Raw genomic sequence first — 20,040 nt, 5'->3', positions numbered from 1 at the left:
GGTGAGAGGTTCCAAGGGGTGGATCTGTGGAAAAGCCGGAGACCTTCGCTGGGGGGGAACGCGCAGCATAAGCTATGAGCACCCACATTCCGGTTTTCGTCCGGAGTCCTGGTGCTGGGCTCGCGCGCATCGGAGCGCAGCGGCTGCTGACGCGGCTCCAGACCAACACCCCGCTCGCGCTGCGGGATCAGCTCAGCCGACGCCCCGGAAGGTTGAAGCCTCCGCGTGAGCCGCCGTCGCTTCGAGCACGTAAAACAGCCGCTTTATACGCACTCTGAGTCAAAGTGCTATTACCCGGAAAATGCCACACGTCAACGAATCCCCAGGCGAGCTGAAGTTCTCCGATGAAATCCAGGCGCTGCACGGTGAGCTGTCCGCGGCGGCGGTGGCCTTCCTGAAGTTCGCGGAGCGGACGCCCGAGGTGTTCGCGCGGCACCGCTTCCACAAGTTCGAAGCGTCACCGCTGATGTATTACGAGCTGCACCGGTGGCCACTCCTCATCGACTCGCGCCGCGACCGTGAGCTGGAGGAGGTCTCGGTCAAGCTCTGCCGGCTCGTCAAGCGCGGGCCTCGGCTGTTGCTGGACGGCGACCCTCGGCGCATCGCCGACTACTACGGTGTCTCGCTGGAACGGGCTCGCGTGGCGGCGGAGGTCCTGGCCAACACGGAGGACGCGCGCGGCGCGCTCAGCCGCGGGGACTTCATCGACTCGGCCGACGGCCTCAAGTGCCTTGAGATCAACATGATGGCGGGCCTGGGCGGATGGGAGACGGGGCTCAAGGCTCAGGTGGTGATGGACCAGCCCGTGCTCCAGCGCTTCACCGAGGAGCAGGGCCTGCGCATCCAGTTGCAGGACACGCTGCGCGCCTTCCTGAGTCATGTCGTCGAGGACGTGCGACGGACCGTTGCGTGGGATGGCGAATGCAACCTGGCCGTGCTCTTCCCCGACAACGAGCTGCCCGAAGCCGCGGGCAGGGAGATGGCGACGCTGCTGCTCAACAGCACGCTGAGCGAACTGCTCGCTGCTGAAGGCGCGAAGGGCGAGGTGCTCATCGGCACCTACAGCGAGGTGAAGGACGCGGAGGGCCACTGCTTCACGATGCGCGGCCGGCGGCTGCATGCCGTGCAGGAACATGACGCGAGAGATCGGCTCGAAGTGGTGGGCCCGGACTTCGACGCCCGCGTCCGCGCCGCGCTCGCCGCACGCACCTTGTGTCTCTACAACGGTCCAGCGCAGGAGCTGCTCGACGACAAGCTCAACATCGCGCTGCTATCGGAGAACGAGGCGTCACCCGCGCTCACTCCCGAGGAGCGGGAGCTCATCCGCCGGCACATTCCCTGGACGCGCCGCGTGCGCGCCACGCAGACGACGCGCGACGGCGCCTCCGTGTGGCTGCCCGACGAGCTCGCCGCCTCGAAGCGCGAAGGCCTGGTGCTCAAGGCGGGCCGCGCCTATGGCGGTAAGTCGGTGCTGATTGGCCGCGCGATGACCGCCGAGGACTGGGACGCCGCCATCCAGGAAGCCCTGGAGCACGGCGGCTGGATTGTCCAGGAGCGCGTCGAGCCCCGCCCCTACCACTTCCTGCGGGACGACGGCGCCGTGGGCCCCCACATCCTCATCTGGGGCGCCTTTGTCTTCGGTGAGCGCTACGGCGGAACCATGGTGCGACTGAACCCCACCGGTCAGGGCAAGGACGTGGTCAACGCGACCCAAGGCGCGTTGATGTGCGCGCTCGTCGTCGTCGAGTAACAGCCTGTGTCACACCGAGCCTCAGGGAATGAAAGAGCCCCTGGCATTCAGGCGCACTCCGGGCTGCCACCCATTCTCATTTTTCAAGCATAATCAACCAAATCCCATTTGTCGCAGATAACCGCGTTAATATAGGCTTTGTCACCATCATGAAACGCGGACACGCGACGACTCGGCCCGTCTCGAAGCGGCCCCGAGGGCGCCGTCTGCCCGGGAAGGAACGCTCGCCGTGAAGCTCAGTGTTCTCGATCACTCCATCGTCGCCAGCGGCTCCCAGACACGTGCGGCCTTCCAAAACACGGTGGAGCTGGCTCGAGCCGCCGAGCAGCTCGGTTATCACCGCTTCTGGCTCGCGGAGCATCACGGCTCAGGACACTTCGCGGGCGTGGCGCCGGAAATCCTCGTCGCGCATGTCGCGGCGGCGACGTCTCGCATCCGGGTAGGAACGGGCGGCGTTCTGCTGTCGAACTACAGCCCCTTCAAGGTCGCCGAGGTCTTCCGGTTGCTGGAGACGCTCCACCCCAACCGCATCGACCTGGGCATCGGACGGACATCGGGCAGCACGGACCTGGTGGCCCGCGCACTGGCCTACGGGCCGCCGATGAACAACGAGAACTTCCCCACGAAGCTGGAGGACCTCGTCGCCTTCCTGTCGGGCACCACGCCCGCGACGCCGGAGTTCGAAAAGCTGAGCCTGAAGACCATGGCGCCGGGCATGCCGCAGGTCTGGGCCCTGGGCTCGGGCGAGCAGAGCGCCGCGCTCGCGGCCCGGCTGGGTCTGTCCTTCTGCTTCGCGCACTTCTTCAACCCCATCCACGGTGGCCCGGTGACGCGGGGGTATCGCGAGCGCTTCCAGCCCTCGCACGTGCAGGCGGCGCCCAACTCCGCCGTCAGCGTCTACGTCATCTGTGCCCCGACCGAGCAGGAGGCCCGGCGAATAGCCCGAAGCAGCGACCTGCTGACCATCAACACGCGCAGGGGCCGGCCCGAAGCGCCCATTCCTTCCATCGAGGAGGCGGAGGCCTACGCCTACACGCCCGAGGACCTGGCCACGCTCGAGTTCGACCGCAAGCGCGTCGTGTGTGGTTCACCGGACCAGGTGAAGGAACAGCTATTGCGCATGGCCGCCGAATTCCAGGCGGACGAGCTGCTCGTCACCACCATCGTCCACGACCATCGCGCCCGGATGCGCTCCTACGAGCTGCTCGCTGACGCGTTCTCTCTCTCGAGCACGCCGCCCGCCGCCCAGGCAGCCAGCTGAGCCTCGCCTCCGCGCAACGCGGAGCCCTGCCCCGCGTCACGGTCACCGCCCTGAGCCCCGCGGCATGAGGGCTCCGTGGGGAGTGTGCGTGGTGCCACCGGACCGCTACCCCACCTCGCTTCCTGAACGTGAGTTCGTCGACAGCCATGAGCGAAGACAACCTGAGTGAAGGCGACGATCTGGCCATTGCCATCGTCGGAATGGCGGGCCGCTTCCCGGGCTCCCCCGACGTGGAGACCTTCTGGCGGAACCTCTGCGAGGGGGTGGAAGGCATCCGCTTCTTCACGGACGACGAACTGAAGGCACGCGGCGTTCCCGAGGAGCGTCTGCGACAGCCGGGCTTCGTGCGCGCCGGGGCCGTGCTGGACCAGGTGGACGCGTTCGACGCGAGCTTCTTCGGCTATTCGCCGCGCGAGGCGGCGCTGATGGATCCGCAGCACCGCATCTTCCTGGAGTGCGCGTGGGAGGCCATCGAGCGCGCGGGCCATGGACTGGATACGGAGTCGCGCTCGGTGGGCGTCTTCGCGGGCACGAGCCTGAGCACGTACCTGCTCTTCAACCTGCGCACGCACCCGGAGCTGCTCGAGTCGAGCGACAGCTTCCAGGTGATGATTGGCAACGACAAGGACTTCCTCGCCACGCGGCTGGCGTACCACCTGGACCTCAAGGGCCCCAGCCTGGATGTCCAGACGGGTTGCTCCACGTCGCTGGTCGCCACCCACCTGGCCTGCCAGTCACTGATGGGCTTCCAGTGTGACGTGGCCATCGCGGGCGGCGTGTCCGTGGACGTGCCCCAACGCACGGGCTACGTGCACCAGCCCGGCGGCATCGCGTCGCCGGATGGCCACTGCCGTCCCTTCGACGCACAGGCCCAGGGAACGCTCTTCGGCAGCGGCGTGGGCGTAGTGGTGCTCAAGCGGCTGGATGACGCGCTCGCGGACGGCAGCCACATCCACGCCGTCATCCGGGCCTCCGCCATCAACAACGACGGCGCCTCGAAGCTCGGCTACACCGCGCCCAGCGCCGAAGGACAGGCGGAGGTCATCGCCCGCACCCACGCCCTGGCGGGCGTGACGCCGGACACCGTGGGTTACGTGGAGACGCACGGCACCGGCACCCTGCTGGGAGATCCGGTCGAGGTCTCCGCGCTGACGAGCGCCTTCCGCGCCGGCACCGAGGCCACCAGCTTCTGCGCGCTCGGCTCGGTCAAGTCGAACATCGGCCACCTGGACGCGGCGGCCGGCGTGGCGGGGCTCATCAAGACGGCCCTGGCGGTGGAGCACGGACGCATTCCCCCCACCCTCCACTGCCGCACGCCCAACCCGAACATCGACTGGGCGCGCAGCCCCTTCTTCGTGAACGCCGCGTTGAGGGACTGGCAGCCGCATGACCACCGGCGCCGCGCGGGCGTGAGCTCCTTCGGCATTGGTGGCACCAACGCCCACGCACTGCTGGAAGCGCCGCCGCCCCCGGCGCCCTCCGGTCCGTCGCGGCCCTGGCAGCTGCTGGTGCTCTCCGCGAAGAAGCCGGCCGCGCTCGACGCGCTCACCCAGAACCTGGGCACGCACCTGGAGGCGCACCCCGAGCAGTCCCTGGCGGACGTGGCCTACACCCTCCAGATGGGCCGCAAGGCCTTCCCGCACCGGCGCGTCGTGGTCTGCGAGAGTGGCGAGGACGCGGCCACGGTGCTGTCCGAGGTGAACCCCGAGCGCGTGTTCACGGACGTGGCCAAGGACGGTGGCCGTTCCGTCGTGTTCCTCTTCCCCGGCGGTGGCGCGCAGCACCTGCGCATGGGGCAGGAGCTGTACGAGAAGGAGCCCGCCTTCCGCGAGGCCTTCGACGCGTGCGCCGCCATCTTCCAGCGCCGCGGCGGACCGTCGCTTCGCACGGTGCTGTACCCGGCGGGCGACGCGGACACGGGCGCGCCCCTTCCTCGTCCCTCCGTGGGCCTGCCCGCGCTCTTCACGGTGGAGTACGCGCTGGCGAAGCTGTGGGAGTCCTGGGGCATCCGGCCCGAGGCGATGATTGGCCACAGCATGGGCGAGTACGTGGCCGCCTGCCTCGCGGGGGTCTTCTCGCTGGAGGACGCGCTGGCGTTGGTGGCCGAGCGTGGCCGCCTCTTCGAGCAGCTTCCCTCCGGCGCGATGGTGAGCGTGGCCCTGTCCGAACAGGAGCTGCTGCCGATGCTGGGCGAGCACCTGTCCCTGGCCGCCGTCAACGGACCGTCGCAATGCGTGGTGGCCGGCGACACCGCCTCGGTGGATGCGCTCTCCGCCGACCTGGCGACGCGAGGCATCGAGCACCGCCGCGTCCACATCGACGTGGCCGCGCACTCCCACCTCATCGACTCCATCCTGCCGGCGTTCGCGGCCTTCGTCGGGCGGCTGAAGCTCCAGACGCCGACGCAGCCCTTCGTCTCTGGCGTCACGGGGACATGGGTGACCGAGGAGGAGGCCACCGACCCGAGGTACTGGGTGCGCCACCTGCGGCAGACGGTGCGCTTCGGTCCGGGCGTGCGTTGCCTGCTGGAGAACCCGTCGCGCGTGCTGCTGGAGGTCGGTCCCGGGCGGACGCTGGGCTCGCTCGCGCGCCTGCAGGTGGAGCGCGGCCAGCCCACCGTGGTGCTCACGTCGATGCGGGCGCCTCGTGAGCCCGGCTCCGACATGCGCTTCGTCCTCACCACACTGGGCCGGCTCTGGGCCGCGGGCGTTCCCATGGACTGGCGACGTCTCCAGGCCGGAGAGCAGCGCCGGCGCGTGGTGCTACCCACCTACCCCTTCGAGCGCAAGCGGCACTGGCTGGAGCCCAATGCAGCCGGCATCACGGTCGCCAGCGACGTCTCGCTCGCCCGGCGCAAGGACGCGGCGGACTGGTTCTATCTACCCTCCTGGAAGCGCACGCTCGTACCGCGCGCAACCACCGTCGCACCCCAGAACTGGCTCGTCTTCACCGACACCGGCGGACTGGGAGACGCCTTGGCGACACGGCTGGCGGAGAGCGGCGGCCGGGTCACCCGGGTGTCGCAGGGCTCCGACTTCCGCCGCGTGGATGACGGCGCCTTCGAAGTAGACCCAACCCGCCCGGAGACCTACGCGGCGCTGCTGAACGCGCTCTCCGAGGACTCCTGCCGGCCCGAGCGCATCGTCCACCTGTGGAGCGTGGACTCCGCGGGAGAAGGACTGGCGGGCCTGGAGCACGCCCAGCGCACCGGATTCTTCAGCCTGCTCTTCCTCGCACAGGCCCTGGCTGGCCATGGCGCATCCGGGCCCGTGCAAATGACGGTGGTCTCCAGCGGCGTTCAGGCCGTCACCGGACATGAGGTGCTGGCCCCGGAGAAGGCCACGCTCCTGGGCGCCTGCCGCGTGCTGCCGCACGAGGTGCCGGGCCTGTCATGTCGGTCGATCGACGTGGAGGCCCCGCGCTGTAGCAAGACGCTCCAGTCCCTGGTGACGCGGCTGGTGGGTGAGCTGGCCACGGGTTCTTCCAACGGCGCCGTGGCGCTCCGAGGCCCGAGCCGCTGGGAACAGTCGTTCGAGCAGGTGCGCATCTCCGCGCCCGCCACGGATGCGCCGTCGCGCCTGCGTCCGCGAGGCACGTACCTCATCACCGGCGGCCTGGGTGGCATCGGCCTGGTGCTGGCGCAGTCGCTCGCGCGGCAGGTCCAGGCCCGGTTGGTGCTGGTGGGCCGCAATCCCCTTCCGGAACGTGACACCTGGGACACGTGGCTCACCGAGCACGGTGAGCAGGACCGGGTGAGTCAGCGGATTCGCCAGGTGCTGGCGCTGGAGGCCCTGGGTTCCGAGGTCCTGGTCCTCCCCGCGGACGTGGGCGACGCCGAGCAGATGGCCGAGGTGCTGCGCCGGGCGCGACAGGCCTTTGGCGAACTCCATGGCGTCATCCACGCCGCGGGCGTGCCCGCGGGCGGACTGGCCCAGCTCCGCACCCAGAAGGCCGTGGAGGACGTCCTGCGCCCCAAGGTGTCGGGCACGTGGATCCTGCACGCGCTGCTGCGCGACACGCCCCTGGACTTCTTCGTGCTCTGCTCGTCTCGCACCGCCTACACGGCGGAGCCCGGGCAGATTGACCACTGCGCCGCGTGCGCCTTCCAGGATGCCTTTGCTCACCAGTCCGCGGCGATGGGGAACGTGCCGATCATCTCCCTGGGCTGGGACACCTGGCGCGAGGTGGGCCAGGCCGTAACGACGCAGATGCCGGACGGCGCCAACCCGATGCGGGAGGCGATGCTGGCCCATGCCCTGACACCGGCCGAGGGCGTGGACGTCTTCGAGCGCGTGTTGGCGCAGGCCCCCACCCACGTCGTGGTGTCCACCGAGGACCTGCGAGCGGCCATGGCGCGCAGCGCTTCGCTGCTCCAGGACTTGATGGGCCCCATGGAGACGGACGCCGCGCCAGCGAGCGAGCGCGCGGCGCCCGCCAGCATGGATGAGGCGGAGCGCGAGCTGGCGGACATCTGGCAGCGCTTCCTGGGCGTGGAGAGCGTGGCGCTGCATGAGAACTTCTTCGAACTCGGTGGGAACTCGCTGATTGGCCTGAAGGTCATCAACGAGGTGAAGCGCCGCTTCGGCAAGGACCTGCCGGTGGTGTCGCTCTTCGAGAACCCCACGCTCAGCGCCATGGCCCGGCTTCTGACCCGGGGGCAGGAACAGGCCTCGGCCACAACCAGTGACCGGCGAAGCCGCGGAGCCAGGCGTCGGGAGCTCATCCAGCAGCGGCGCCAGTCGGGGAACTGAGCGCAAGAGGGGGACAGCGTGTCAGACAACAACACGGGGATGGAGATAGCAATCACCGGCATGGCCGGGCGCTTCCCGGGCGCGCGCAGCCTGGAGGAGCTGTGGCGCAACCTCTGCGACGGCGTGGAGTCCATTGAGCCGCTTTCGGACGAGGCAGTCCTCAAGGCGGGCTTGCCCCCCGAGGTGCTGAAGGATCCGCACTTCGTGAAGGTGGCCTCACGGCTGGACGACGTGGCGGGCTTCGACGCGGCCTTCTTCGGCTACACACCGCGCGAGGCGGAGGTCATGGACCCGCAGCAGCGCCTCTTCCTGGAGTGCGCGCTGGAGGCGTTGGAGGACGCGGGCCATGGCGCGCCGCCTCCCGAGCTGTTGGTGGGTGTCTTCGGCGGACAGGCCCTGAGCACCTACCTGCTGCTCAACCTGCTAGGAAACGCGGAGCTGATGCGCACGGCGGACCCGCTCCAGCTCAACCTGGGCAACGCGGGCAGCTTCCTCACCACGCGGGCCGCCTACAAGCTGGACCTGCGCGGCCCCAGCTTCAACATCGAGAGCGCGTGCTCCACATCACTGGTCGCGGTCCACGTCGCCTGTCAGAGCCTGCTCAACCAGGAGTGTGACCTCGCGCTCGCGGGTGGCGTGTCCATCAACCTCCAGATTCAGGGCGGCTACCGCTACGTGGATGGCGGCATCCTGTCGCCCGACGGGCACTGCCGCCCGTTCGACGCGCAGGCCCAGGGCATCGTCTTCGGCAGCGGCGCGGGCGTGGTGGCGCTGCGCCGCCTGGAAGATGCGCTGGCGGATGGCAGCCCCATCTACGCAATCATCAAGGGCTCCGCGGTGAACAACGACGGCGCCGCGCGCGTGGGCTACACCGCGCCGGGCGTCGAGGGCCAGGCCGCTGTCATCTCCGAGGCCCTGGGCAGCGCGGGCGTATCGGCCGGGAGCATCGGCTACGTGGAGGCGCACGGCACCGGCACCGCGCTGGGAGACCCCATCGAAGTGCAGGCCCTCATCCGCGCCTTCGGAGACGAGGCGGCCGGACCGCGCACCTGCGCCCTGGGCTCCATCAAGCCCAACCTGGGCCACCTGGACGCGGCGGCGGGCGTGGCGGGCCTCATCAAGACGGCGCTGGCGCTGAAGCACCGCAAGCTGCCACCCAGCCTCCACTTCGAGACGCCGAACCCCAACATCCCCTGGGACGCGAGCCCCTTCTACGTCAACACGAAGCTGCGCGAGTGGAAGGCACCCGCCCGCGAGCCTCGGCGCGCCGGCGTGAGCAGCTTCGGCATGGGCGGCACCAACGCCCATGTCATCCTGGAGGAGCCGCCCTCCCGCGCTCCGGTTCCGTCCACGCGCTCGCACCAACTCCTGGTCCTGTCGGCGCGCACACCCACGGCGCTCGCCGCGCAGGCCTCCCGGCTGGAGGAGCACCTCCGCGCGAACAAGGGCCTGGAACCCGCGGACGTGGCGTACACGCTCCAGGTGGGCAGGCGGCGCCACCCGCACCGCCGCGCCATCGTTTGCCAGGGGCGTGAGGACGCGCTCACGGCGCTGGGCGACATCAGCCGGCAGCTCTCCGCCACCGAGGAGCGCACCAGCCGCCCCACCGTGTTCATGTTCCCTGGCCAGGGCGCGCAGTACGCGGGCATGGCGCAGGGCTTGTACGAAAACGAGCGTGGGTTCCGCGCGGACGTGGACGACTGCGCCACCCGGCTCATCCCGCACCTCAAGCTGGATCTGCGCGAGGTTCTCTTCCCCGCCGCGGACCGCGCCGAGGAAGCCCAACGGCAGTTGCAGCAGACGCGGTTGGCCCAGCCGGCCCTGTTCATCATCGAGTACGCGCTCGCGCGGCTGTGGATGTCCTGGGGCGTTCGGCCCGAGGCCATGGTGGGCCACAGCATCGGTGAGTACGTGGCCGCGTGCCTCGCGGGCGTCTTCACCTTGCCGGACGCGCTAGCCCTGGTGACCGCGCGGGGCCAGTTGATGCAGGACCTGCCGCCGGGCGCCATGCTCTCCGTCGCGCTGTCGGAAGCGGAGCTGGTGTCGTCGCTGGATGCGCGGCTGTCCGTGGCCGCGGTGAACGCGCCGTCGATGACGGTGGTCGCCGGCCCCGACGACGCCGTGGACGCGCTGAAGGCCCGGCTGGACGCACGTGGCGTCCAGTCGCGTCGCCTGCACACCTCGCACGCATTCCACTCCGCGATGATGGACCCCATCGTCGCGCCCTTCACCGAGCGCCTGCGCCGGATGAAGCTGTCCGCGCCGCAGATTCCCTTCCTCTCCAACGTCACCGGCACGTGGGTAACGGCCGCCGAGGCGAAGGACCCGGCCTACTGGGCCCGCCACCTGCGTCAGCCCGTCCGCTTCGCCGCGGGGCTCGCGCAGTTGCAACCCGCGCAGGTGCTCCTGGAGGTCGGTCCCGGCCGCACGCTGACCACCTTCGCGTCCCAGCCTGGCGCGCTCCGGCAGGCGCCCACCACGGTGACATCGCTCCGTCATCCGGACACGCGGCAGGCGGATACGGCTGTGCTGCTCGGCGCGCTGGGACAGCTCTGGCTGTCCGGCGTGGATGTGGACTGGGAAGCCTTCAACGGCGAGGCACGGCGCCAACGCGTCGGGCTGCCCACCTACCCCTTCGAGCGCAAGCGCTACTGGGTCTCCCCCGACGGGCACCGCGCCCTGGCCGCCGCGCCGTCTGCGGAGCGCGCCCCCGAAACGGAGGAGCCCGACGAGCCTCCCGCCGCGGGCTACTCCCGCCCCGCATTGGCCGTGGCCTACGTGGCTCCCGACACCGAGGACCAGCAGGTGGTGGCGCGCATCTGGGAGGACGTCTTGGGCGTGCGCCCGGTGGGCGTCCACGACGACTTCTTCGCGCTCGGCGGACACTCACTGCTGGCCACCACGGTGGTGGGACGGCTGCGGGACACCTTCGGCTTCACGGTGCCGTTGCAATCGCTGTTCGAGGCGCCGACGGTGGCTCGACTGGCGGCCCTGGTGGCGGAGCAGCGCAAGAGCCCCGGCCACGACGATCCGGAGGTGGAGGCCCTGCTGCGAATCCTGGCCGAGCTCACCGCCAAGGAGGGCGCGGCCAGCCGTTAGCCGCGCGCCCACACCCCTTTTGAGAGACAGCCCAATGGCACCTCCTATCTCCCCACCCCTGAAGGCGCTCCTCCTGGCCATGGAGTACACGCCGAACGTGGCCGGCGGTGTGGGCACCTATGTCTACGAGCTGGCCCGCGGGCTGGCTCGCGGCGGGTGCAAGGTCACCGTCCTGGCGTACACGCCCGGCGAGCCCGCCGTGCTCCGCGAGCCCAACCTCACCGTGCACATGATGCCGCCCAGCCGCGGCAGCCTCTCCCAGGCGGGAAAGCTTTCCCTGGTGGGCGGCATCCGCGTCTTCAACGACGACCTGATTCACCGAGGCCGCGAGCTCATCCACGAGGAGAAGCCAGACCTCATCCACTTCCACCAGTGGCACACCCACCGCGCCGCGCGAGCGCTGGCCCACGAGGCCGGTGTGCCGGTACTGGGAACCAGCCACTACATCTCCGAGCCCGCCGAGCGATGGTGGGGACAGACGCCCGACCCGGAGATTCTCGAGGAGGAGCGCAGCTTCTACGACGGGTCGACGAACGTCATCTCGGTGAGCGACTCCATGAGCGAGCTCATCCGGGAGACCTATGGGATGCCGGCGTCGCTGCTGCACACCATCCACTGCGGCATGGACGCGGGCCCCTTCCTCCAGCCCTCGCACGCGCCGGAGGACTACGCCCGGCTGCGCGCCACGGTGGCCACGCCGGATGACCCGGTCGTCCTCTACACGGGCCGGCTCCATCCCATGAAGGGCATCAGCGCCATCTTCGCCGCCGCCGAGCGCGTGCTCGAACGGCGCCCCAACGTGCGCTTCCTCCTGGCCGGTGGCACCGACTCGCGTGAGTCCACGCAGATGGTGCAGACGCTGACCCAGCGCTACGCGCACCTGCGCCACCGCATCAAGCTGCTGGGCAAGCTGCCACGCCAGCAGCTCGGGCTGCTCCATCGAATCGCGGATCTGGCGCTGGTGCCTTCGCTCTATGAGCCCTTTGGCTACACGGCCATCGAGGCCATGGCCTCCGGTCTGCCGCTGGTGGCGACGCGCTCCGGAGGCCCGTCGGAAATCGTCGAACACGAGAAGACGGGCCTGCTGGTCTCCGTGCTCCCCGGCGCACCGGGAGGTCCGCGCGAAGTGGACGTCGAGTCGCTCGCCGCCGCGCAGCTCAACCTGCTGGAAGACCGTGAGCAGGCGCGGCGCATGGGGCTCGCTGGCCAGCAACGCGTGGTGGAGCTGTTCAGCCTGCCGCGCATGGTGGCCGCCAACCTCGCCGTGTACCAGAAGCTCGTTGGCGGACAGGGACGCGAGGTGCGGTCATGACGGATTGGTTGGCCTTCCACGTCCCCGCACCGGCGTCCTGGGTGCGGCTGTTCTGCCTGCCTCACGCGGGTGGCAGCGCCTCCCTGTTCCGCACCTGGCAGGCGGAGCTGGGGCAAGACATCGAGGTGTGCCCGGTGCAGCTCCCCGGCCGGGAGAACCGGCTGCGCGAGCCGCCCCTGCGCGCGCTGCCGGACGTCATCGCGCCCCTGGTCGACGTGCTGGCGAAGCACACGGACAAGCCCTACGCCCTCTTTGGACACAGCATGGGCGCGCTGCTCGCATACGAGCTGACGCGGGCCCTGCGCGAGCGCGGGCTGCAGGCGCCCCTGCACCTCTTCGTCGCCAGCTACCGGGCGCCGCACACGCTCCATGCCCACACCCCGGCCACGGCCACCCATGACATCGACGCGTCCGAGGCCCGGCGCCTGGGTGAGTCACGCGCCGTGTCGGGCGAGATGGCGGAAGAGCTGCTGACTTTGATGCGCGCCACCATGCTGGCGGACACCGCCGTGTGCGAGGGCTACTCGTGGAAGCCGGGCCCCGTCCTGGCGTGCCCGCTCTCCGCCTTCCGCGGCTTCGACGACTACGTACCCGATGACGCGACGGAGGCGTGGCGCCAGCTCACCTCCGGTCCGTTCGCCACCCAGACGTTCCTGGGGGACCACTTCTTCCTGCGACAGACGCCGCGCGGCCTGCTGCAGAACATCCGCCGGAGCCTCACCAGGCTGCGGCCCGCATCGACTCGCTGACCCCATTTTCAAAGGAGCCTTCCCGATGAAGTACCTCGTCTACGTCAAGGATCGCACCTCGGGCCCCCAGCCCCAGGACCCCATCGCCCTCAACCGCGCTGTCCGTGACTGGGTGGGCGCTCGCCTCCAGGACGGCACCTTCGACTGTGCCTACTACGTACTCCCGAAGATGGGGCTCTGTATCCTCAACGCCGACTCGCATGAGTCGCTGCTGACGCTGCTGCGCGCCTGGCCTTCCTTCGCGTTCCAGGAGTTCGAAATCCACATGCTGGCGGACGTGCGCCACGGCATCGACAACAACTTCGAGCGCCTGCAGAAGGCTCAGGGCCAGAGCGAGAGCGCGGCCTGACGCACCACCCGGGAGAGCTGCCATGAGCACCGCCACCGCCCAGAAGGGCGCAGAACCCCTGGTTCCTGAGCGCATGCCGCTCGACAACCGCCGGGCCTTCTACGAGCGCATCGAAGCCAACAACAAACCCGTCATCCTCACCGACGCCATGAAGGGCTGGCCTGCGGCCGAGCGGTGGACCTTCGACTACTTCGCCACGAAGTACCGCGACGTGAGCGTCCCCGTGGAGTGGCTGCAATACAACGCCAAGGACACGGGCGGCGTGGAGCGCGTGGGCCGCGTGCGGAAGATGAGCATGCAGGAGTACGTCGACACGCTGAAGGCGAAGGGCGGCGAGACGCCGGGCTACCTCATCGGCAATGACCTGTTCCGCACCCTGCCGGAGCTGCACAAGGACGTCCGCTTCGACGACTACGCCGTCCAGCGCAAGCTCACCGAGCAGCTCTTCTTCATGGGCCCGCGCGGCACCTTCACCCAGCTCCACCTGGACCGCGCCCACAACCTGCACGCCGTCATGGTGGGCCGCAAGCAGTGGCAGTTGTATTCGCCCAAGCGAGACGCGGAGCTGAGCCCGGCGAAGCTCAGCCACCCGTGGTCCGTCGTGAGCGCCCACGACCTGACGCCTCACGGCGGCAAGGCAGACCAGCTCCCCGGCGGCCTCGTCCCGGACTACGACTTCGTCCTGGAGGCCGGGGAGATTCTCTACCTGCCCTACGGCTGGTGGCACCGCGTGTACACGGTGGAGGACGCCATCGCCACCAACTACTGGTGGTGGACCTGGTCGATGCTGGCCAGGCTGGGCCCGAAGCTCATCCCCTCCATCGCCCTGAGCGCGGTGGGCCGCATCCGCAAGCAGCAGAAGCTGGGCCGCGAGTATCGCGAGCAGTAACGCGGCCCTGCGGTCTCACTCCAGTTCGATGAGGGCGCCCACGATGGCGCCCTGCGCGACGTTCACCACGCCGGTGCCCCGCCGCATGGGGCACATGCGGAGGAAGTGCCCGCCGTAGGTCTCTCCGAGCACGAAGAGCCCCCAGACGGCGATGTGGGGCACCACCGTGCCTTCCGGTCCCAGCGCGTGGAGGGGCATCGGTTGCACGCGCTCCTGCACCACCCAGCCGCCCACGTCGAGCGCCTTGCGCACGGCCGTGTCCCACTCAGCGGCGGAGGTCGTCCCACCCACCAGAACGGACTCGCCGCCGTAGTCCCGGCCCGGCTTGAGGACCAGGGACTCGCGTTGCGAGGCCAGCAGCTCCGGAATCAGATATCGCGCCCCGTCCCGCTCGACGTGCGTCCGTTCCACCCGGCATGACCAGGGCACGTTCCGGCGCACCAACTCCTGTTCCGCCTCGGACAGCGCGGGCGACGTCACGTGCTCCCAGAGCAGCGCGAGGTTGCGCTTGTCGTCGAGCACATCCTGCGCCGGGCCGTTGAGGAGGCTGACCGTCCGGGCATCGAACGCGGCCTGGGCCTGCGCGACGTAGGTCGCTCCCGCCATCGCCTGCCTGTCTCGCGCGTCGTACTCCACAACGGCGTGCAGCCGCTTGCCCCGAAGCGTGAGGTGGGCGCCGGCCTCTGACTCCACCGAACCATAGGCGGCCAGGAGAACCTCGCCGCGCGCGCCCTCGGGCTGAAGCAGCTCCTGGAGCTGGGCGGTGAAGAACCGGCTCACCTGCTCCGCCGGGCCTGCTTCCGGCATGGTGCTCGGGGAGAAGAGGATGCCGATGTTGCACTCCCCTTCCCAGTCGAGGTCGCGCCGCACGGTGTCGACAACGTTGGAGAAGAAGTCGCGCAGCGTCCGCGGCTGACGGACGCGCAGCCGCTGCTCCATGGCGAAGCGCTGCATCGCGGGCTGCGCCAGCACCTGTTGGACGTGGATGGCCGTCTCCCAGCCCCCGACACCCGCGGTCAGGTTGAACTCCACGCACTTGAAGGCCGTGCCGTCATGGATGAAGTCACCCCGGCCAATGGCTCCGCGGGCGTCATCCGTCCGCGCCAGGGCATCGAGCGCCGCGTGCGCCCGCTCATGCGGCAACCCGTAGAACGCCGCCGCGCGATCCGTGGCCCCCAGCAGGCGCCGGGGGGCCCGCTTGATGAGCCGGCAGAGCGCCGGGGCGACTTCCCGCATCTGTCGTGCGACCGGGCCCTCCACGAAGGTGGGCCACGCATGCAGCGCATAGGTGATGAACGGCGATGCCTCGTGCGGCTTGAAATTGTGGCGCGAAAGGGCCTCGGGGACGCGCTCTGTGAACTCCAGGAATGCAGCGGCGGCAGGGGAAAGCTGGCCGTGCAGCGCTTTGACTTCTGGAGGAAATTGTCCGCCGGAAATCGGCTCGGGCACGCTCATGGGCGTACGGCTCCTTCATGAACAGGGGTGAAACCGTTGAAAGGCCGCGGGCTGCTCAAGACATCTCGCAGACCAGCCGCAGCTCGCTCGTGTAGCGGCGCTGAGCCGCGTCGGTGAGCCAGAGGTGTTCGGGGTCCGGCAGCATCTCCGAGAACTGGACGCGTGAAGCCGGCGACTCCTCCGCCGTGCGCCGCACCAGCTTCGCCATCATCTCCACCAGCAAGGGGCTGTCGAAGTCCACGAAGCACGGCTTGCGCTCCGTCGCCACCTTGAAGAACGCGAAGCGCGGAATGCCCAGTCCCTGCTGCCAACGCCGGGCCTCCAGCCATTGCGCCATAGGGTCCGTGAGTCCGGCGAAGCCCAGCTCGGCAGCAGGCGCGCTCCAGCGCTCACGGGCGACGACCACGCCATCCACCGTGACCCGAGGCGAGTAGTCATCGGCCAGCGCCAGGTCGAAGATGCTGGCGCAGCGCTGCTCCAAGAACACGGCCATGAACTCCATCAGGCCGAACCGGCGCCCGCTCACGCGGTCGAGGACCTCCAGCGTGCCGTCACGCCGCTCCACCACCATGTCCCCCACGCGGAGCGCGCGAGCGCCCGGCTGGGGCGGCGGCTCCTGCCCGGAGAGGTAGTAGAGGCTGTCTCGCGGGAAGAGGCACGGCAGCGTCCGCTGGCTCCACTCGGACTTCGGGAACACGGGCACCACGTCGGCCCCGGTGGCACACCGCTCCGCGAGCGCGAAGAGCTCCTCGGGCGCTGGGTGCTGTTCCACGAAGAGTGAGGAGATGCTGTTGCACAAATGCAGTTCGCCCAGCACCAACTGGTAGTCCCCGGCGCGAACAGCCTCCTCGCTGGCCGCGTCAATCATCACGTCCGGTGAGGCGTGCCAGCGGCTCCGCCACGCAGGGCCCACCTCGCCGAAGACCTCGAGCACGCGGGGCCGGAGCGAATCAACGGTGCGCGTCTGGCGTCGGACCTCCGGCTGCAGGGCAAAGAGCTCACGCCAGCGCCGGCGATGCTCGGCGACGGCCTTGGCCACGGGCATCAGCTCCGCTTCAGTGGCCGGGTCCTTGAGTCCCTGTACGAAGGCGAGCTGGAGCGCGGTGAGCGACACAGGTGCGCCGCCTTCGGACAACCGGTCGAAGAGCGCATCCAGGCCCGCGCGCGTCCCCCGTGTCACCTCCCCCACCAGCCACCGCGCTCCGGTCAGCACCAGCTCCAGCACGGCTCCGAGCCGGCCAATCACCGGAGCGCCCAGCGCCAACGCGCCGTCCCGCGCACAGTCCTCGTAGATGAGCGTCCGCGAGGCATACGTCTGGCCCGCCGCGCGCGTCGGCGGCGCCCCCGTCACCTCCTGGAACACCGCCTCCAGCTCCGCGACCGCGGCATCCAGGGCCGTGGGCGTCCCCGCCGCGGCTTCGACAGCGGCCCGCGCGCGCTCCAGACGCTCCAGCGGCGCCAGCGCACGGGCCCGCGCGTCTGCATCCTCGATGGCCATCAACGCACCGCGCAGCACCACCTCAGGCCGGATGACGAGCGGCACCTCCCAGCCCCAGACCAGGACACCGAAACCCACCGCCTGTTCGAGCGCCGTGAAGATTTCATCCTGCGATGCGAAGGCAGGCGAATCACCGGCCGTGAGCTCCCGCGCGATGCTCACGGCGCTGGCCGAGCCATCACACCGAGACAACAGCAGCGCCTGCTCCGGGCTCAACTCCACCGGCGTCGGCATGGGGCCGTGAAGCACGTGCCCCTCCAGCCGGAAGTATGGCAACAGCCGAGGCGGTGCCCAGTGACGCAGGGACGCGTCGCGCGCCAGGGCGGCGCTGAGCGCATCCAGGCACCATGTCTCGAAATAGACCGCGCGCCGGGAGACGAGCCGCGGTCCGGGCGTCCAGCGCAGCCCTTCCTTCGACGGCGTGAGCCGGGCCCAACCCACGGGACCAAAGAAGCCGATGGTGTCGTTCTTGGTGCTGTAGCGCTGGACGTAGGAGGCCACCAGCCGCTCACGCTGCCGGGCCTTGCTGTTCCGAGCGGTGGCGGGAAGGGCCGCCAGCGGCTCCACGCCCGTCTTGTAGGCGTGGCGGTTCTGCCACAGGAGGGCCTCGCTCAGGTGGGACTCCCCCGCCAGCGAGCGCAGTGCCGCGCTGATACTCAGCAAGTCCGAGTCAAACGCGGTGCGCAGTGCGTCACCGGGTGTCTCAACCCCTGACGCGAGCCATGTATCGGCGGCGGAGGCCGCTGTCGGAGCCGCGAGCCGGAGCGCATCCTGAGTGGGAAAGCCGGCGCCACGCAGCGCGGCCCACGGCCACAGGGCCATTCCTGGAGCAAGGGAGACAAGCGCGGGTGCGTCGGGCTTCGCGGAATCCAGAGGCTCGGATACACCAGTCAAGGAAGTCTGCCCCTTCCGAATAATACGTTTACTCTAGTATAGAGCCTCTCCCTTCCAACCACGAACCCTGTATGAACGCTCAATCATCATTGCCGCGCCTGTCGTATTTCACGGGTCGAGGCGTCGCTGAGAAGATCCGCCTGCTGCTCGCCGAGTCCGGAACGGAGTACGAGGACATCGACCTGGGCACGTATGACGTACAGGCCAAGGTGAAGACACCGGCCTTCGAGGCCATGAAGGCGGCTGGCATGCTGGCCTTCGACAAGGTGCCGCTATGGGAGGAGCCCGACGGCTTCCGCGTGGTGCAGAGCCTGGCCATCTTGCGTCACGTCGCGCGCACCCGCGGCCTCTATGGGAAGGATGCGCGGGAGACCGCCGCCTGCGACATGATCATCGACGGCGTCGAGGAAGTGACGGCGCGCGCGCGCAGCCTGACCTCGCTCACCCCGGAACAGCTCTCCGAGCAGCTCCCCATCATCCTGGGCGAGGAACTGCCGCAGTGGCTCGGGCACTTCGAGCGGCTGCTGAAGAGCAACGGCAGTGGTGATGGCTTCTTCGTCGGTCCCTCCGTGACGGTGGCGGACACCAGCGTCTTCGGCTTCCTGGAGCTGCTCGTGGACAACGGCCTCCAGGATCTTCTGGAGAGCACCTACCCTGGGCTGTTCGGGTTCTTCGAGCGCATGAAGCAGCGCCCCAACCTCGCGCGGCACCTCGCCAGCCCCAAGCGGCACCCCGCCGTCCAGCTCCTCAACGGCTGAGCGGATCCGCGCCCGACGGAGCCCCCCGGCCATGACGCTTACCCTGAAATTCCACGACTCCGTCAGCCACCTGAGCGACGCGGAGCTGGATGCCCTCACCTCCGAGTCGAGCGTCTTCTTCGGCCGGCGCTGGTTCCGCATGCTGGACGCGGTCGACCTGTCCGCCATGGCCCGGGGGGAGCTGTCCCTGCGATATGCCATTGCGTATCAGCAGGGCACTCCCGTCGCGCTGTGCCCGTGTTTCATCACCCGCAGCAAGACCATCTACACGCCCTACTCGCTGGAGCATTTCCTCTTCACCAGTTGGAAGAAAGGCTTCGCCAACGGGCCGGCCTGGAGCCGGGCAGCCATCGCTGCGGCGGACCTCTACCGCAACGTGGCCTGGCGCACGGGAGCAGGCTTCGATGGCGGCGTCTTCGTCACCAGCCCGCTCAGCATGCGGAGCAGCATCCACTGTTCCGCGCAGTCCGTGGACGTCGCGAAGCAGGCGCGGGAGCTCATCCTCCAAGGGCTCCGGGAGCTCGCCACCAGCGAGCGGCTGCCGCTCTACTTCTACGGCGTGGAACGGGATGACACGACGCTGAGAGAGGCGCTCACCTCGGCGGCGTTCCAGGAAATCTTCATCTACGACGACAACATCATGGATGTCCCGGGGGACAACTTCGACGCGTACCTGGGGCAGTTCAAGAGCGACGTCCGGCGAGTGCTCAAGAAGGAAATGGCTCACGCTCGGGATGCGGGCGTTCGCTTCGAGCGCGTCTCCCGGATGGGCGAGATGGCGGAGCAACTGGAGCGGTTCTACGAGGTGACCTACTCCAAGTACGGCAACGAGCACCTCCGCCATCCTTCCGCGTTCTGGGCAGCGCTCGACCAGCACGTCTCGCCCGAAGCCGAGGCCGTGGTCGCCTATCAGAACGGCGACCCCATCGGCTTCTCCCTGCTGCTCCACAAGAACGATGAGATGTGGTTCTACCGGGTCGGCCGCGCCGAGGCCGGGGCATCCGAGACGCCGCTGTACTTCAACCTCGCCTTCTACGAGCCCCTGCGCCGGGCCTATGAGCTCGGCGTCAAGAAACTCTGGCTGGGCGCCAGCGGGTACGAGACGAAGCGGCGCCGTGGCGCACGCAGGCACGGGCTGTACAGCTACCTGTGGATTCCGGGGCGCTGGTCACGCACGGTGCTTCAGCCTTACGTGTCTGCCTACTCCCGCGTGGCAATGGCCATGGCCGCGAGCGGCACCCAGAACGCTCGCATTCGCAAGGCACCCTGAAACTT

At 69.2% G+C, this 20,040-nt stretch carries 12 protein-coding genes; 10 read left to right on the top strand and 2 right to left on the bottom strand.

Translation table 11 applies throughout. From position 1 onward, the window contains the following. The first annotated feature begins 301 nt into the window (after positions 1-301). The 8 genes from FMP39_RS05230 (at position 302) to FMP39_RS05195 (ending at position 14,160) form a co-directional block, all read left to right on the top strand. Positions 302-1,750: a hypothetical protein gene (locus FMP39_RS05230; RefSeq protein ID WP_141588879.1), complete on the top strand. Its 1,449-nt coding sequence runs from the start codon at positions 302-304 to the stop codon at positions 1,748-1,750. Between the two features lie 229 nt (positions 1,751-1,979). Next, a complete protein-coding gene (locus FMP39_RS05225; RefSeq protein WP_141588878.1) occupies positions 1,980-3,011 on the top strand; it encodes an LLM class flavin-dependent oxidoreductase in 1,032 nt (343 codons plus the stop codon). Between the two features lie 146 nt (positions 3,012-3,157). Next, a complete protein-coding gene (locus tag FMP39_RS05220) occupies positions 3,158-7,762 on the top strand; it encodes a type I polyketide synthase (RefSeq protein WP_141588877.1) in 4,605 nt (1,534 codons plus the stop codon). 18 nt (positions 7,763-7,780) lie between these two features. Further along, complete coding sequence (locus FMP39_RS05215) at positions 7,781-10,861, top strand: type I polyketide synthase (protein WP_228557684.1); 3,081 nt, start codon at positions 7,781-7,783, stop codon at positions 10,859-10,861. Between the two features lie 34 nt (positions 10,862-10,895). Beyond that, positions 10,896-12,173: a glycosyltransferase family 4 protein gene (locus FMP39_RS05210; RefSeq protein WP_141588876.1), complete on the top strand. Its 1,278-nt coding sequence runs from the start codon at positions 10,896-10,898 to the stop codon at positions 12,171-12,173. Beyond that, positions 12,170-12,922: a thioesterase II family protein gene (locus FMP39_RS05205; protein ID WP_141588875.1), complete on the top strand. Its 753-nt coding sequence runs from the start codon at positions 12,170-12,172 to the stop codon at positions 12,920-12,922. The genes FMP39_RS05210 and FMP39_RS05205 overlap by 4 nt, the downstream gene beginning before the upstream one ends. A 25-nt stretch (positions 12,923-12,947) precedes the next feature. Further along, entirely contained in the window at positions 12,948-13,271 is a 324-nt protein-coding gene (locus FMP39_RS05200) for a hypothetical protein (protein ID WP_011553645.1), read from the top strand. Positions 13,272-13,293: 22 nt separating this feature from the next. Next, on the top strand, positions 13,294-14,160 hold the full coding sequence (locus tag FMP39_RS05195) for a cupin-like domain-containing protein (RefSeq protein ID WP_141588874.1): 867 nt from the start codon (positions 13,294-13,296) through the stop codon (positions 14,158-14,160). A gap of 15 nt (positions 14,161-14,175) precedes the next feature. On the opposite strand, the gene FMP39_RS05190 is transcribed toward FMP39_RS05195, so the two are convergent. Together FMP39_RS05190 and FMP39_RS05185 are read right to left on the bottom strand one after the other, a co-directional pair. Then, positions 14,176-15,615 (bottom strand): circularly permuted type 2 ATP-grasp protein, encoded by a 1,440-nt coding sequence (locus FMP39_RS05190; RefSeq protein WP_141588873.1) that lies wholly within the window; start codon positions 15,613-15,615, stop codon positions 14,176-14,178. Between the two features lie 55 nt (positions 15,616-15,670). After that, positions 15,671-17,935, bottom strand: coding sequence for a lantibiotic dehydratase (locus FMP39_RS05185; protein ID WP_141588872.1), 2,265 nt, complete (start codon positions 17,933-17,935; stop codon positions 15,671-15,673). A 143-nt stretch (positions 17,936-18,078) separates the two neighbouring features. On the opposite strand from FMP39_RS05185, the gene FMP39_RS05180 reads away from it, so the two are divergent. Next, entirely contained in the window at positions 18,079-18,765 is a 687-nt protein-coding gene (locus FMP39_RS05180) for a glutathione S-transferase (protein ID WP_141588871.1), read from the top strand. A 31-nt stretch (positions 18,766-18,796) separates the two neighbouring features. Continuing rightward, positions 18,797-20,035 carry a GNAT family N-acetyltransferase gene (locus FMP39_RS05175; RefSeq protein WP_141588870.1) on the top strand — a complete coding sequence of 413 codons (1,239 nt, stop codon included), beginning with the start codon at positions 18,797-18,799 and terminating at the stop codon, positions 20,033-20,035. Positions 20,036-20,040 lie beyond the last annotated feature (5 nt).

The organism is Myxococcus sp. AB056, assembly GCF_006547365.1.
In the GTDB taxonomy this organism is placed as follows: Bacteria; Myxococcota; Myxococcia; order Myxococcales; family Myxococcaceae; genus Myxococcus; species Myxococcus virescens.
This window is presented reverse-complemented; position numbering and strand designations above follow the sequence as displayed.

Excerpts from the sequence above, each read along its gene's own strand:
- FMP39_RS05190 (WP_141588873.1), bottom strand. The coding sequence starts at position 15,615 with ATGAGCGTGCCCGAGCCGATTTCCGGCGGACAATTTCCTCCAGAAGTC.
- FMP39_RS05195 (WP_141588874.1), top strand. The coding sequence starts at position 13,294 with ATGAGCACCGCCACCGCCCAGAAGGGCGCAGAACCCCTGGTTCCTGAG.
- FMP39_RS05205 (WP_141588875.1), top strand. The coding sequence starts at position 12,170 with ATGACGGATTGGTTGGCCTTCCACGTCCCCGCACCGGCGTCCTGGGTG.
- FMP39_RS05175 (WP_141588870.1), top strand. The coding sequence starts at position 18,797 with ATGACGCTTACCCTGAAATTCCACGACTCCGTCAGCCACCTGAGCGAC.
- FMP39_RS05210 (WP_141588876.1), top strand. The coding sequence starts at position 10,896 with ATGGCACCTCCTATCTCCCCACCCCTGAAGGCGCTCCTCCTGGCCATG.
- FMP39_RS05185 (WP_141588872.1), bottom strand. The coding sequence starts at position 17,935 with ATGGCCCTGTGGCCGTGGGCCGCGCTGCGTGGCGCCGGCTTTCCCACT.
- FMP39_RS05180 (WP_141588871.1), top strand. The coding sequence starts at position 18,079 with ATGAACGCTCAATCATCATTGCCGCGCCTGTCGTATTTCACGGGTCGA.
- FMP39_RS05230 (WP_141588879.1), top strand. The coding sequence starts at position 302 with ATGCCACACGTCAACGAATCCCCAGGCGAGCTGAAGTTCTCCGATGAA.
- FMP39_RS05200 (WP_011553645.1), top strand. The coding sequence starts at position 12,948 with ATGAAGTACCTCGTCTACGTCAAGGATCGCACCTCGGGCCCCCAGCCC.
- FMP39_RS05220 (WP_141588877.1), top strand. The coding sequence starts at position 3,158 with ATGAGCGAAGACAACCTGAGTGAAGGCGACGATCTGGCCATTGCCATC.